Consider the following 15,540-nt stretch of genomic DNA (forward strand, 5'->3'; position numbering starts at 1 on the left):
CATCTTAGATGGTGCGGGATATCACCGCAGTGACTTAGTCAAAGATGCAGCGTTTGTCCTAAATATCGAACTACATTATCTTCCACCTTACAGTCCAAACCTCAACCCAATTGAGCGGCTTTGGAAGGTAATGAACGAGCAGTCGAGGAATAACGTTTACTTCAAAAATAAACGAGACTTCAAGGAAGCCATCGATCAATTTTTTACTGTGACTCTTCCAGAGATCGCAGGTTCACTGACGTCTCGAATCAATGATAATTTTCAGGTACTCAAGCCTGCATTTTCAAGTTGATTGGGTATAGTCGTTATTTAGCTTACACACAGTTTTACGGCTTAAAAGTTATAGCTCAAGCATTTAGGTTAATTGCTTGAGCTTGAGTATCGTTCAAGTTAAAGATATGTTACTGAACTATATGGTTTAGAATTTATATCGTCCACCAAAGCTAACCGTTGAAAGGTTCACTGCAATATCATCAGGTGCCGTATACATCATGCGATACCCTAAGTTTAAGACGAACCTCTCAAATTCATACCCTAACTCAACTCCTAAGCTGTGCCCTAAATCTGTAGAGTCACCACTTCCTGAAGGAAGGATGTTACTATCAACACTAGCATCTATTTTATATTGGCCAATACCAGCGACTGCGGCGATGTAAAAACCGTTATTCATTGGTTTGTAAATTGGTCTAATATTTACTGACAAAGAAGAAACACTAACCTCAGATCTTGCATAATTTCCTCTGTAAGATGAATAACGTTCTATATCTCCCATGTCAAAATACTCTCCTTCGAAGCTTACATTAAACTTCTCACTGACTGTCCATACATGCCCAAAACTCAGAGAAAACCCCGGCCCTAACTCTAACGTATTTGAAAGAACATCCAGATCAGTTGTACCGTTGTATGTTGCCCCTAAGTAAGTATATTCTTTATTGGTTTTATCATCACTTGCCACCTCTTGTGCTAATAGCGTTGAGGAAAAAATAATTAAAGGTAATAATAATATTTTCATAAAAGTTACATCCTATTTAATATATGGAAAGTCTATTTTTTCAAACCGGAAGTAGTTATTGATTTATTTATTCAGCGTCTCCATTACTCACGATTATATTAATATCAAGAACTTCATGCTGTTATTTCCATTAATTGCAACTTAGTTGAACGAGGTATCTTGCACATACCCATAAACCTCAGCATTGGAGGTGCTTGTTGCTGATAGTGTGAAGAACACGTGTAAATCAGATGCAGCATAATCACTACTGTAACGAGATACATTTGAGTCTGGATTTGAGGTGGCAGAGCTACCACCACCACAACCTGTAACTAGCATTAAAACTGACACATAGTATAATTTCATAACATAATCTATTATTACTCAGAAAGAGGGTAGAGATTGCGCCCATCACATTGAATCGACTTCACACTCTGATATTCATTAAAAACAAAGCTTTCGTTCTTAAAATAAACAACGCTGCACAAACGTTTATCTGTGATATCTGAGCTCATTAATGCCAAATAGCTTTCTCTATTCACTCTAACTCTTAACTTGATTCCCTTTACCGTTTGATAATATAAAGACACCCCACCGAATCGTTCGCTGTCTTCTCCTAAAAAAACCAGCTTAGTATCTACAGTTAATTCAGTTCCGTTTGTTTTATATGTTGTAAAAAAAAACCAAGTTGCTGCGAACATAACATATATTGCCAAACCTCTAAGGCTTATGGCTGCTCTCATAAAGAATTACCCCAGTTCCCACCGCATCAATGGTGTTATCTAATGTTGTATAACCTTGCATAAAGTTTATTGTACCCTGCACGGACAACCCCAAACCGATTAAGTTTGTTAACTCAGAAGCATAAGGAACATTCATTTGAGTTAACCCCTGCTCAACAATATGTGGTTGTTGGTTCCATCTAGCGTCAATACTAGCAGCCGCCCATAGTGCTGGTGCACACCCAATTTTAGTGCCAGCAATACAATCAATGCTTCCCACTGTAACAGTTAAAGAGTCAACTGCTAGAGCCGGGCCTTCTTTTTTAAAGAACTCTACACTGTCTTTTGTAGCAGCATCATTAACTTCTTTTATGATTGTATTTGCTTCACTCATTTTCGCGATACCATTCATACCACGTAAGTCATTGTACAAGTAAACAGTAATCACACTAACAGCAGAACGCATCACCGCATCTCGGCTATTGGCACCACTTGCTGCGGCCGCTATACCTGACACAATAATCATACCTCCAGCTTGAAGAGTTTGCGTTTGAACATTGTTATGAACAATTCCCCCACCAAGCTTACCAATGACACCGCTGATAAAGCCTTGCTTGAAGCTACCACCTTGCAATTCATGGAAACCACCTTGAACCACACCATGAGCGAGGGGTAAAGCCGCTCCAAACGGACTCGTTCCACCCGTCGCTCCATGCGCTACCCCATAAGTGATTCCCGCAGACAAACCGCCTATTATTCCCGCCTGAAGAGAATCGTCAAAATCCCCAGTAGTGATATAGGTTGTTGAGAATGAAGCGGTCGCACCACTCGCAGCTGCTTGTGCTATGGGTTGCAATCCAGCATATAACCCTGAAGCGGCATAACCAATCGCAATTGCACCGACCACCATGCCAGCCATTTGGATTGCTGGGTTTTCAAAGGTTTGACTCACCACAAAGAACGCCATCGCAGCAGCCCACCACACCCAGTGCCCTGTTGGGTCAGTATATTTCAACGGGTTGTTATAGACGTAAGCATAGCGGTTGTAACTTTGGCTAAAGCTCGGCTCTGGCACGAACGTATCGGCACTTAAGAAACGACCAATCACAGGGTCATACAAACGCGCGTTCATATTAATAAGACCACTGCTATTGCCAACATTTTCATGCCCAGTAAAGCCGCGCATTTCTGCGTTGGTAAACATTGGGGTTGCTTGCAACTCAGCAGAGGCGAGTAGCTCACCAAATGGCGTATAGCCACGCTCAATCTGCACTTGCCCGTTCGGGTCTGTAATGAGGTCAGCCGTACCGAGAGCATCACGATGGAAATAAGCTGTGCGGTCAATTTGTTTTTCGCTGCCAATTAACGTTTTGACATGCTCTGCAACCGCTTGGTTATCGGCAAGGAAGCGGTGACGCATTATTGTCACGGTCTTACCACTGTTATCCGTTGATAATTCAAGCTGATATTCAGGACTAATGTAGTATGTCGTCACGCCATTCGCGGTTTGTTTCACACGTTCACGTTCACTGCCATACTGATATTGCACGATATTGCCATTGTCGTTGATATGTCTAGCTTTGTTAAACGAGTTCCAAGCAAGTGTACGGCCACGACCTGCCAGCATGTTGCCGTTGGCATCATAGGTATATCCGTTCGTTAACTGACCATTTGGATTGACTTCAAAGTCACCTTGATCGGTTTTATACGTCAAGTTGCCATAGACATCGTAACGATAGTCGCGCTCAATAGAGGAGACACTCTTGTTATCGCTGAAGTTCCACTGCGTTAGACGGTCAAAGTCATCATACTGGTAGTATTCAGATTGATTGCGTATCGCACTCACTTTACTTAACACATTACTGCGCTCGTCATAGGTATAATTGATATCACGCAGATAGGTATCGCCCATGCCTGTAGTGATGCGTTGGACCGTACCACGAGAGCGGTCAATATCACGTCGAGTTAGTAGACCATTACCAAACAGTTCACCACCGATTCGACCGAAGTTATCACGGCTGGTCGCCACCCAAACAATTTCAGCCGTTTCATCCTCAAGACGCTGATCCATGATTTCTTGAAGCTCTGCCTCAGCCACCACTAAATCATCCAGCTCATCCGTTAAGTCAGATAAAAGGTCGGTTTGCGTTCTTGCAAGAGACGCATAGCTCTGAGCTTGCGTAATCAGCTCATCCGCCCTAGCTTCTGCGTTATCAGATAACGCTTGGTAATGATTCGCTTGGCTTTGTTTCTGATTTGCTTGCGCACGCTGGCGATTCGCAATGGCATAATAATGGTCAGCCCAACGTTTATAGACTTGCGTTAAGTTAACCGATGAAGAAGGCCCTACAAAACAACCTGCTTTTAACTTGCCACTAGAAGGCCAACAAAAATTATTCTGAACCATCCACAGAGGTACCCTCTCTGTATACACTTTTCGGGTTTTACAGTTTCCTTTCCAGTCTTTCTTCAGACAGCGATCATATTTATAATACGCATAACCGTTTTGAGTCTTGTAATGATTGAATATTGTCCCACTATACGCTGACCAATAGTAATTAGCTTTGGCACGATACCTATTTGCTCTCTGAATATTAATACTTGCACTTCTAAACAAAGACTGTGCACTGGCGCTTAGCTGATTCGCCGTGTTTTGATAGCTAGCACTTTGTGCAAATAACTGCTCTGCGGCTTGGCGAAGACGTTCAGATTCTTCAATGTAAAATTGGGCGCTTTGCTCTAGCTCGTAGGCCTGTGCCTCAAGTTCCATGATGCGCTCTGAGGTTTCCATCAGCGCAGTTTCAATTTGCAAATATTGGCTATCCCAAATGTCTGAGTAGGGAATACTCATTCGTTTGAGTAGGCCATTGACATCATAATCTTTATCCAGATTCATACCCGATGGGAAAATCACTCGACTTAGTCGGCCTTGCTCATTGTACTCATACTGAGTGGTGTAACTGGAGCCATCAATTGTTAAGGTCATAGACTCTGTTCGACCGAGGGCATCGTATGTGTAGCTGCGATTGCTGTTATCACTACTTGCGACATCAAGGCCACCTTTCAAGACTTGGTCATATTGCCACTGATTCACTCCATCAGGACGAGTTTCACCCGTTTTTCGGCCAAGTGCATCATAAGTAAAGGTGGTGTGTTGCCCCTTAGCATCTTGTTGCCAAACAAGCTCGCCCCAAGCGTTATGTCCGTACGTCCACACGCCCATTGCAGGGTCGTTCATTTGAGTTTTATAACCTAGCTGGTTATAAGTCAGCTCCGTCACCAAACCATTGGTATCGGTTTTTGTTAGGTTCCCTACTGCGTCATAGGTATAGCGAACCGTCGATTGCCCATTTTCAGTAATTTGAACCGTCTGACCTAGGCCATTGGTTTGCTCGACTTTTTCAAACTGACCAGGACCAGTTATTGTCGCGGTTAAGCCTTGATAGTACGTTGTGGATACTAGGTCACCAACATCTTCTGTAGGCTGGGTTTGCCTAATTGGGCGACCTAAATCATCATAAGCGGTTTGCAACCAGAAAGTCGCATCGCCAGCGAAGTCGCCCTCAAAGTAAGGCATGGTTTCGCCCACTTTTTGCCCCTTGGCATCATAAGCGATATCGACAATAACCGTTTTACCATCACCATTGAGTTGTGTCGTGCGAACTTCTCGGCCTAATCCATCGAAATACGTCGTTGACAGCCCGCCTTGCGAGGTTTGTGTCGTGACCATAAAGACACTGCGGTCACCGAGGGTTAATCCATGCTGGTCTAACCCTGCATCAGCACCATCGCTCCACTCATACACCTGCGCAACCCAATTGCCGTCAGGAAGTGTTTTCTTCACTTCGCGACAATAATCATCATACTCAAAGCGTGTGACCAAACCATTCGCATCGGTAATGCTCTGCGGCAGACCACATTGGTTGTCATAGGTGGTGCTCACAGTATGACCGAGTGCGTTTGTGTGTCTGGTCACTCGTCCATAGACATCGTAAGCCGTTGCCGATTGTCTGGTTTCACCACTTCCCGTGGTTTGCTCTGAGGTTCTAAACCCTTTAGGGCTATAACCAAATCGAGTCGTTAATGCCAATGCATGTCCGGGCTCTAAAGTTTGTTCAACTAATGCGCCAGTATCAGCATCATAAGAGAAAGAGGTACGCCTTACTTGGGAGTCGTGACGGTTCGATTTAGTGACATTGATATTAGTTGGTTTACCAATCAGCCAGCGCTGAGTGTCGTGTTGGTAGCGTGTTGTCGTGGTTTCAATGAATTGCCCTCCGTCACCATCTTCAATGACTTTGGTAATCGTATCTGGGAAGTTAAGCACATCATAGCCACGGTATTGAGTCGTCGTATCGGTTAACAGGTTCGAGGATAAATCCCACGCCTTCTGGTTGGTTTCGACCAATTGAGGCCATGTTTGACCTGATACAGGTGCATTAACATCTTGATAAACAAAATGACTTTCTGCTACTTTGCGATTGTTAATATTAGTTTCGGTTTTAGCGATATAAGGCACCCAGTCTCCGTGGTACGCAGTCGTACTAATCGACTTCGTTTTGCGTTCAACATCATGAGTCTGGATTTCACCAAATCCAAGTAGTCCCTTGTCCTTATGTGCGTGATAACCTTTATAGAGGTATTCAGTTCGATTAGTGCCACCAATAGCATTGTCTTGCTTGAGGGCTTTCACTACTTTGAAGTTTGGCGTTAAGCCAATGAGTCCTTGCGGTGGGGCTGCATTTTGAAACACCGAAGCATCGCCTGTCATGCCATACTCGAACTCACTTTTTATCCCTAAGCCAGATGTCACAGATTTAAGTAGTGCTAATGGCTCAAACTCATAAGACAAACACGTTAATCCATCGATAGAGCGGTAACAATCGCCAAGTAGACCATCGCCATTCGCATCCACGCCTTTTTTAAACGGGCCGTAAATGTTATTGGAATACAAATAGTAAATGGTCGTCTTAATACCAAAGATTTTTTTTACATAGTTATCTGAATATGTAATGTCATCATCAAGAAGTTCAAGGTCTGCGTTTATCGTAGCGAGAAGTGTTGATTGATTAAAACGATCGCCATTACCGTAGGCACAATACACTCGCTCTCCAGCGATGTAACAGAAATCGGCTAGCCCATCGCTGTTTCTATCAGATAGCATGATAGAGCCTTCAACTTGGGCAACATTATTTTCTCTATCGTTAGAGACTTCAAAGTGGTCGCGTCCAAGAACCAAACGCGTTGTGGCAGTTTCAAAACCTTTGCCTGTATTTTGATGACAGACATAGTTATTCCCACTTCGATAACACAGTTCTGATAAACCATCACCACTGATATCCACCAAGTTCATGGTGCGTTGAAGTTGTTCGACCTTAGCCACATCTTGAAAGTATGGATCGAGATTAGGCTGTGGATCTGAGGGCAATTGACCACCTATCGGCAACTGATTAGCCCAGCGATCTGGTGCTTCAAATGACAGGTTCCCTTCCGACTTCTTGCCTAATGAGCAGTAAAAGTGACCATCAAGCCTTACCCCGCAAAGGTCTGCAAACCCATCTTTATTTATATCGATGAATTGGCTTTGTGGCATTTTTACAGGCTCTGGCGTGAAATCTAGAAAAAGAAATTTCATAGATTCATAGCTTTTTTCTAAAGGATAACCATGATTAATCAGCACATAGTCTGATGATAGGCCACTTCCGGTATTGTTCGCACACACCACACGGTTCGATTCAACGCGGCAAACATCCACCAATCCATCATTGTTGGCATCCAATAGGCGTACCGCTTTATCAATCGTATAATTTCGGCTCCAGTAATGCCCAGAATCAAACGAGCGTCCATTGCGGTTTAATGCGCAGAAAAAGCCCGTTTCATTGAATGCACAGACATCCTGAAAACTATCATCGTCGATATCCATTAGGCTGATGGATGCGTAGTTTTCTGCTTCTTCCCATGCACTACCTTGGAAATCACTGCTCCATTTCACCGCACTGCCATAACGGCCATTACCTTCATTCAAGCCACAGTAGAGGCCGTCTTTTAAATAACAAATATCACTCAAACCATCTCGATTGATGTCGCCAGCAACAAAGCCTTTAAACTCACCCAGGCGGTAGAGCGTTTTTTGCTCCGGCTCACTACCGGCATAAGGGTTACTTTCCCACTCAAAGGTATGAGCAGGCATACATTCCTCATCCGAGCCACACACTCGCAAGCTATTTAAACGTGTCAGTTCAATGCCTTGAGAGTTCACTTCACCATAGGTGAATTCAATGCGGCGAAGCGCATGACCACTGCGGTTAATTTGAATATTATCGAGCTTTTGTGCCAATGTTTGTTTCTGACCAAACCGATAGGAAGAGAGGACATCAGGGCGATTGACGTAATTAAAGTTAAGGCTTACATCTGCGTATTGGATTTTATCAAGATAATGTTGACCTTGGTGAGTTCGGTACCGATAGTCGATACCATTATTAAATCGGTCAGATTGCTGAGAAATAAACCATTCGAGCCCATGACCATCAACCGTAAGTTGTGCGTCTTCTCTTGAACCGTATCGGGTCACATAACCATCTGCGGAATAAATCGTCCAACTATCAGGCCCCGAAGTCAGGCTGCCGTTTGCAACTACCTTAGTTTGCCAACCTCCCTTAGTGCGGTATTCACTGCCATTTTTACCTAACTGCCCCGAGACTAGGAAAAGCCTTTTGCCATCCAAACAGTAGACATCGGTATCATCAAAACGGAGCCCACTGTTGACATCATCATCTTGTTCATTTCGGCTACAGCGAGTGATGCTAGATAAGCCATCCAAACTCACTCCTAAGCCTAGTGGCCCATTCCCTGAGCCCTGTTGATAACTGACAGACAAAGAAGGGACAAGCTCATTGACGCCACTCGGTAACTGCAAATCAACTTGATAACCTGATTTTCCTTGAGAAACAAATGCACTACCACTGAGTTCCCCCACAGAAGAGGAAAGAGAAGGGAGGGAGAAACAAGAGAGTGCAACGATACATAAGCTCGATTTAATTCTCATCATAACGACTCCTTGTTGTTACCCAAATTGTTAAATCGTTGTTCAATATCGATAAGATCGTCTTCGACCTCAATCACTTGCTTTTCAATTGCTTGAACTTGAGTTGACGGCGTATCAGGAGTCAGTAATACAGGGTCGTAGGTGAATACAATGCCCTCTTGCTCAAGCTCTGACAAAATCATACTCGCTTTAGCCAATACCAATTCAGGGGACTCTTCTTCAGATTGAGCTATCACCGTCTCTTCATCTAACTGACGTTTAGCATCAGCAATATCTTGGTTAAACGTGTCCAGCTCTGCCAGCATCTGAGCTTCAATGCGCTCGCTTTGAGACTCAAAGTCATGGCTCGACTCAGTGAGTGCTATGGTTGATGAATCTGACGCACTCCCCATATCTGGAGAAGAAGAGCTTGCGACAGGCGTGCCTATTCTCTGAGTATGTACCGATTTATCGTAGTTAAGGGCAACGATACCAATGCCGACAACAAGAGCAAAACCAGCCCCTGTCGTGAACCAACATTTAACCATGACGTATCCTTGTTTCGGTATTTTTCGCTGCGCTAAAGAGGCGCTTATTATGGGTAGAGCGAACATTTGTTAGCCCAAGCTGATTAAGTGCATGCAGTAACAGCAAGACACCGACTGATAGCCACAATAGCCATTGGTGTCCGTACTGCGTGTAAAGAGTTTGGCGTGTTTGGAGTGGCACAACGACATCCAATACCTGCGTTCTTTGATGAGTAACTTGAGAAAGCACATCGCCATTAGGTGCGACAAGCGAAGTAAAGCCCTGATTGGTCGGATAAATAATCGACTTTCCAATTTCAGCCGCTCTGACCTGCGTCAATTTGAGTAGAAACTGTTTGACCCAAGGGGTTTGTGTCCATTCCACATCACTCAGTAAAATCGCGACGTTACCGGACTGTAATTTAGAGGCGAACACATCGGAATAGAGCGCCTCATAGCATACGGCCAACACTGCTTTGAGCGGCCCAATACTATGGACGTTGCTCGTATTGGGGACGACTTGCATATCGCCACCTCTAGATAACGTCACGCGCTCCATCCAATCAATAAACCAAGTGGGGCGATACTCACCAAAAGGCACCAAACGCTGCTTATAGTAAATAGGGGCAAGCTCATCGTTTCGGTAAATCACGTTTTGTAAATGTTGGCCATTTCTCGCTTGTCCACCCCAAATAACCACCACGTGTTTGTCGTCAATTTTCTGTAGGCTTTCCTGAACAAAAGGAGCAATTTCTCGATACGGCATGGACATCGAAGATTCAGGCCACACGACAATGTCGGCTCTTGGCGCTTGCAAGGAAAGAGATGCGTAACGCTGAACACGTTCAATGACCTCATTTTTGGACAGCTTGTGTGTACCACTGAAATTCCCGTGAATCATTCGAACCTTCGCTTGGTCAGGCGAGAAGTAGTAGTTATTCACCGCTTGAATGCCTTTATCGAGCGCAACGATAACCAAAATACTCATCACAAATTGGCTCAAGGGGCGAGCCGGTGACGATCGATTGATAAACACATAAACCAACAAACTCGCCACGACATAAACTAAAAAGCTGCCACCAAAAGCCCCGATAACACTTAACCAGCCGGATAAACCGACATCTAGGAATAAGAAACCGGGATGTAACCATGAAAACGAAAAGCTGGTAAGTTCACGTAAGATATCAATAGACACTAAGACAAAGGGAAGCGTCACCAATGCACTGCGACGAGACAGCCCGAGAGTAACAATAGGAACAATCAGAAAGCTTAGTGATAATATGAAGATAAGTAAGGGCCAAAGTCCCCAACGTATCCAACTGGCGTCACCGTACTCATCAGCGAGGTAACCGTTCACCCAAAACAGTGAGGTAACGTAATACCCTAATCCAAATAACATCCATAAAGCACATCGAGCGCTTTTTGTTTTGAGCTGAATATGCACAAAGAAAAGAGCAGCAAAACTAATCAGTGCTATCCCTAAACTTATTAATTCAAAGCGATAAGACATTGCATGAGCAACGCCTACGACTACCCCTAACCACCACATACATCATTCTTTTTTATAATATAACCACAATAACTAGGTGGTATTAGTAACATATGCAACTGGCAATTTAGCGTATTTTTTTTGTACAAAACACAGAGGCGGAACGAGCATCTTACAATGTAATTTTTAAGTAAATGCTGACTTGAATAACCTGATTTTATTGCGCTTATAGTTAGTTCTAAATGCATCTATCGAATCAGGACTGCTTGGGACATTTTTCAGCGTATGCAAGAGAGAAATGTGAGGCTTAGGTAACCCTGATGCTCGTCCAGCATTGGAATGACATTATCGATTGTAGTAGGTCACATCAGGACTAGGTTGCGAGGAGACATACTTTATGTGATTTCGTCTAGAGCGAGGAAGCACTTGTATCTATCTTACTTGATTTGTAAATCAGACGATTACTGGTTTTTAAGCCTAGATCAACAATGTGCGCCCCATTTGATATTAAAATAATTGCCTATTGTTCATCTGGTGGGAAACTCATGAGAATTAGCTTTGTAGATATTCAAAACTTCCGAAAGTTGAAGCATTGTCGCGTTGATTTTGCTGAGAAGCAGACACTTTTAGTAGGCGCAAATAACAGCGGAAAAACATCAGCTACAGATGCGTTGATTTGCTTTTTAGACAAAGGAAAGAGAATAACATCAACCGATTTTACGTTATGTAATTGGGTGGTTTTAAATAGACTTGCACAGTCTTGGATGAGTGAGGAGCCGTCGGTCGTTACTGGATTAGAGTTGTCGGATTGGCAGCCTTACTGTCCATCGTTAGATGTTTGGATTGATGCAGACGTTACAGAGGTTCAAAGAGTGTCTCATCTTATACCTACTCTAAAGTGGAACGGAGAACCCTTAGGTGTTCGTCTAGTGTATCAACCTAAAGATTTAGATAGGCTACGAGAAAACTACGTACGTGAAAGAGACGCTGTTGTTAAAGTAAATAAGGATAAACAACTCTCCCTTTGGCCTAGAGATTTTAAAGACTATCTCAAGGAAAAGTTAAATACTGAATTTGAGATTAAGGCATACCTACTTGATCCATCCAAAATCGATGAAGCACAGTCATTAACGGAAGACTCGATCTGTTTTGATTCTGACCCTTTTAAAGGGCTGTTTAGAGTCGATACAATTGAAGCGCAGAGAGGGTTTTCTGATCCCAATTCGGATTCAGCAAAGCCTACCAGTACATTGTCTTCTCAACTCAATGAGTATTATAGGCGTCATCTAGATCCGTCTGATATGCCTGAGCCCGAAGATTTAAGTGCGTTAGAGGCAATCGAAAAAGCGCAGACTGAATTTGATAAGCGTTTAGACTCTGCTTTTGAAAAAACGTTAGGTGAGATAAAAGGTTTGGGTTATCCAGGTTTTACCGACCCCGATATCAAGTTATCGAGTAGATTAAATCCGATTGATACATTAGAGCATGATGCCTCAGTGATTTTCGACGTGAGAAAACAAAACTTTGGCGACAATACGTTTTCTCTTCCTGAGCAATACAACGGCTTAGGATACAAAAACCTAATTCATATCATTTTCCAACTGATTACTTTCCGTGACCGTTGGTTGCGAATAGGAAAAGTTGCGAAAAGACGTAACGAGGATGATATTGCAATTGAACCAATTCACTTAGTATTGGTAGAGGAGCCTGAAGCGCATCTTCACGCACAAGTTCAGCAAGTATTTATACGTAAAGCTTATGAAGTGTTGAGAGAGTATGGAAATGTACAAGATGATCTAACCACCCAAATGGTTATCAGTACACATTCAAGTTATATAGCTTACGAGGCTGGGTTTGAGACACTAAGATATTTCAAAAGAAAGTCAGCTTCTATGCAGTATGAAACTCCTCACGCAGAGGTAGTTAATCTTAGTGAAGTATTCCCCTCGTCTAAGAAGTCCGACACAGATCTTTCGACTACAAGTAAGTTTGTCTCTAGATACTTAAAGACTACTCATTGTGACTTGTTTTTTGCTAATGGAGTGATCTTGGTTGAGGGTGCTGCTGAACGCATGCTTTTGCCTCATTTTATTCGATATCATCATGAAAAACTACGTCGGAGCTATATATCTATTGTCGAGATAGGAGGAGCTCATGCTCAAAGGTTGAGGTCATTAATTGAGTTGTTAGGTTTGCCAACACTGGTTGTCACAGACACTGATTCATGTCATGCAAGTACGGGATCTAAAGCGCGTCCGAAAAGAAATGCTTCTCTAAAGTCTGGGAGTGATACTTTAAAGGACTGGTTTGAGTTTCAAAGCTTATCACTCGATGAGCTTCTTGACCTTCCGTCAGAGAAAAAGGTCAAGAAGAATGTTCGGGTTGCATACCAATATGGGATAAACATTGAGTTCGGGCCAAAGTCACAATGTGCGGCTGAAGCAATACCTTATACATTTGAAGATGCTTTGGCTCTTACTAATTTGGAGTTGTTTCGAACACTCGATAAGTCTACAGGCATGATCAAGAAGATGTATAAAGCGACTCAGCATTCGGATTTGGATACTTGTTGTTATGCAATGTACCAAGCTCTAGATGGCGAGAAAGCTAAAATGGCATTAGATCTCTTGTACGATGTTGATCCAGAAAGATTGCAGGTTCCTGAATATATACGTGAGGGTTTAGCTTGGCTAGAAAGTGAGCTAGATACTCAAAGTATTGAATTTAATTGGGCTCCAAGGGCTCAAACTTCGAAAGAAGAGGAGCTAGAAAGTGATGCGGTATAGTTCATTGGTAGGAGTTGATAACGAGATTATTGAATACCTTGACCTTGATAATCCTAAAAGCTTTTTGTTGTTTGCTGGCGCAGGGTCGGGTAAAACACGATCATTAGTAAATGTTCTCCAAGCTGTTAGAGAGAGAAACTTGGAACGTATGGTCAAGTGTGGGCAGAGAGTGGGAGTAATAACCTATACTAATGCCGCTTGCGACGAAATTCAGCATCGGCTCTCGTACGATCCTTTGTTTCATGTGTCGACTATACATAGTTTTGTATGGGAGTTGATACAGCCTTTTACTGAAGATATCAAAGTCTGGCTGGAGAAAAAGCTTAGAAATGACATTACTGAGCTGACTTCTAAGATATCTAAGGCGAGAGACATTAATGGCAAAACGGCTCAGCAAAACATCCGAAAACGAGAAGCCAAATCTAAAAGACTAAGTGAGCTGAGTTTAGTTAAGAAGTTCTCATATTTACCAACAAGCAACAGAGTCGAAAGGGGTACTGTTACCCATGAAGAAGTTGTGCAAATAACAGCGGCGTTGCTCAATGAGAGTGTGTTGCTACAGAGTATACTGGTCACTAGATATCCCATATTGCTAATTGATGAGAGTCAGGACACTAGGAAAGAACTGATGGAAGCTTTCATGACAACTCAAGCTAGCCATAGCTGTAAGTTCTCTTTAGGTCTATTTGGTGACCTAATGCAAAGAATCTATGGAGGGGGAAAAGATGATTTGGAGTCTACCCTTCCTATCGATTGGGAGAAACCATCTAAGACAATTAATCATCGCTCTGCGAAAAGGGTTGTTTCGCTTATAAATAGTATTCGTAAGGAATCTGATGGTAAACAACAAGACCCTAAGGAAGATGCGGTTCAAGGAAATGTAAGGCTATTCATAGTGAACTCCTCTGGGGCTGATAAGCCTGAAGTAGAGGATAAAATTAGAGATAGAATGGCGTCTATTACAGGGGATTCTTTGTGGTCAGAGTCTAGTGAATCGAAAGTGCTGACGTTGGAACATGCGATGGCAGCTAGTCGAGGTGGTTTCGATAAATTTTATGTCCCACTAGCTAAAATTGACCATTTAAGGGACTCTCTTTTAAATGGGACTAACATTTCGTTAAGGTTTTTCTGTAGCCAGTTTTTACCATTCATCCATGCAATCAGGGCTCGCGATGATTTCTTGATAGCGAATCTAATTAAAAAGAACTCTGACATCATTAGTTTTAACAATTGTAGGTTTCGTGAAGAGCCAATAGCAACATTGAAAGAGACAGATCATGCAGTCGCTCTTGTTAGCGAATTAATAGTTGATAATGATCCAACTATTTGGTCAGTCTTGCGTCTAGTTAATGAGAACAATTTACTTCATATTCCAGATACTCTCCAAGCTCTTTTTGTTAATGATGGCAAAGACTCAAAGGGATCAGACATTAAAATAAGTGATACTTTATCTGCGTGGGATCTTGCGCTAAAGGCACCACTCAGTCACTTAAATAGCTATGACCTATACGTTAACGAGCAGTTAGGTTTTGCTACCCACCAAGGTGTTAAAGGTCTAGAGTTTGAACGTGTCCTAGCAATAATGGATGATGATGAAGCAAACGGTTTTTTGTTTAAGTATGAAAAACTGTTTGGCGCAGAAGCTTTATCCGATACGGATCTAAAGAACGTGGCTGAAGGGCGCGACAATGTAATATCAAGAACTAGAAGATTGTTCTACGTGATATGTAGTAGGGCTGAAAAGAGTTTGGCTGTCGTTGCGTATACAAAAGATCCCGAAGCTGTAAAGAGGAAGAGCTTAGAGTCTGGCTGGTTTCGCGAATCTGAAATCGAAGTGTTATAGGTATCTATTCACCTGCACTGTTAGCTAGAAGTGTTGTGTGAATTTCTTCTGCATGTAGGTAGTAATCTTTTTCAGGGTATATGGGTCTAGCTGAACGGTTGACTGCTTGGACAAAAACAGCCACATCATCTTGGCTATAGTTTTTCTGGCTTTTCGGC

At 42.8% G+C, this 15,540-nt stretch carries 9 protein-coding genes; 3 read left to right on the forward strand and 6 right to left on the reverse strand.

The genetic code is table 11. From position 1 onward, the window contains the following. A partial coding sequence (locus tag DA100_RS16695; RefSeq protein ID WP_171052152.1) for a transposase occupies positions 1–292 on the forward strand: 292 nt, incomplete at its 5' end. 126 nt (positions 293–418) lie between these two features. Here DA100_RS16695 and DA100_RS16700 read toward each other — a convergent pair. The 6 genes from DA100_RS16700 to lnt all read right to left on the reverse strand — a co-directional run bounded on the left by DA100_RS16700 (position 419) and on the right by lnt (position 10,813). Next, positions 419–1,012, reverse strand: coding sequence for an outer membrane beta-barrel protein (locus DA100_RS16700; RefSeq protein ID WP_138973160.1), 594 nt, complete (start codon positions 1,010–1,012; stop codon positions 419–421). A 141-nt stretch (positions 1,013–1,153) separates the two neighbouring features. Continuing rightward, positions 1,154–1,357: a hypothetical protein gene (locus DA100_RS16705; protein WP_138973162.1), complete on the reverse strand. Its 204-nt coding sequence runs from the start codon at positions 1,355–1,357 to the stop codon at positions 1,154–1,156. Positions 1,358–1,371: 14 nt separating this feature from the next. Next, complete coding sequence (locus DA100_RS16710) at positions 1,372–1,734, reverse strand: hypothetical protein (protein WP_138973163.1); 363 nt, start codon at positions 1,732–1,734, stop codon at positions 1,372–1,374. Next, positions 1,712–8,761 carry an RHS repeat-associated core domain-containing protein gene (locus tag DA100_RS16715; protein ID WP_138973164.1) on the reverse strand — a complete coding sequence of 2,350 codons (7,050 nt, stop codon included), beginning with the start codon at positions 8,759–8,761 and terminating at the stop codon, positions 1,712–1,714. Before DA100_RS16715 ends, DA100_RS16710 begins: the two co-directional genes overlap by 23 nt. Then, entirely contained in the window at positions 8,758–9,285 is a 528-nt protein-coding gene (locus DA100_RS16720; RefSeq protein ID WP_138973166.1) for a hypothetical protein, read from the reverse strand. The genes DA100_RS16715 and DA100_RS16720 overlap by 4 nt, the downstream gene beginning before the upstream one ends. After that, the gene (lnt, locus tag DA100_RS16725) at positions 9,278–10,813 is read right to left on the reverse strand and encodes an apolipoprotein N-acyltransferase (protein ID WP_138973167.1); all 1,536 of its coding nucleotides are present in this window, start codon (positions 10,811–10,813) and stop codon (positions 9,278–9,280) included. The genes DA100_RS16720 and lnt overlap by 8 nt, the downstream gene beginning before the upstream one ends. 485 nt (positions 10,814–11,298) lie before the next feature. On the opposite strand from lnt, the gene DA100_RS16730 reads away from it, so the two are divergent. Further along, positions 11,299–13,539, forward strand: coding sequence for an AAA family ATPase (locus tag DA100_RS16730; protein ID WP_138973168.1), 2,241 nt, complete (start codon positions 11,299–11,301; stop codon positions 13,537–13,539). Then, complete coding sequence (locus DA100_RS16735; RefSeq protein ID WP_138973169.1) at positions 13,529–15,382, forward strand: UvrD-helicase domain-containing protein; 1,854 nt, start codon at positions 13,529–13,531, stop codon at positions 15,380–15,382. Before DA100_RS16730 ends, DA100_RS16735 begins: the two co-directional genes overlap by 11 nt. The last annotated feature ends 158 nt before the right edge of the window (positions 15,383–15,540 follow it).

It is taken from the genome of Vibrio sp. Hep-1b-8, assembly GCF_006124995.1.
Taxonomy (GTDB): domain Bacteria; phylum Pseudomonadota; class Gammaproteobacteria; order Enterobacterales; family Vibrionaceae; genus Vibrio.

Excerpts from the sequence above, each read along its gene's own strand:
- DA100_RS16700 (WP_138973160.1), bottom strand. The coding sequence starts at position 1,012 with ATGAAAATATTATTATTACCTTTAATTATTTTTTCCTCAACGCTATTA.
- DA100_RS16705 (WP_138973162.1), bottom strand. The coding sequence starts at position 1,357 with ATGAAATTATACTATGTGTCAGTTTTAATGCTAGTTACAGGTTGTGGT.
- DA100_RS16710 (WP_138973163.1), bottom strand. The coding sequence starts at position 1,734 with ATGAGAGCAGCCATAAGCCTTAGAGGTTTGGCAATATATGTTATGTTC.
- DA100_RS16715 (WP_138973164.1), bottom strand. The coding sequence starts at position 8,761 with ATGATGAGAATTAAATCGAGCTTATGTATCGTTGCACTCTCTTGTTTC.
- DA100_RS16720 (WP_138973166.1), bottom strand. The coding sequence starts at position 9,285 with ATGGTTAAATGTTGGTTCACGACAGGGGCTGGTTTTGCTCTTGTTGTC.
- lnt (WP_138973167.1), bottom strand. The coding sequence starts at position 10,813 with ATGTGGTGGTTAGGGGTAGTCGTAGGCGTTGCTCATGCAATGTCTTAT.
- DA100_RS16730 (WP_138973168.1), top strand. The coding sequence starts at position 11,299 with ATGAGAATTAGCTTTGTAGATATTCAAAACTTCCGAAAGTTGAAGCAT.
- DA100_RS16735 (WP_138973169.1), top strand. The coding sequence starts at position 13,529 with ATGCGGTATAGTTCATTGGTAGGAGTTGATAACGAGATTATTGAATAC.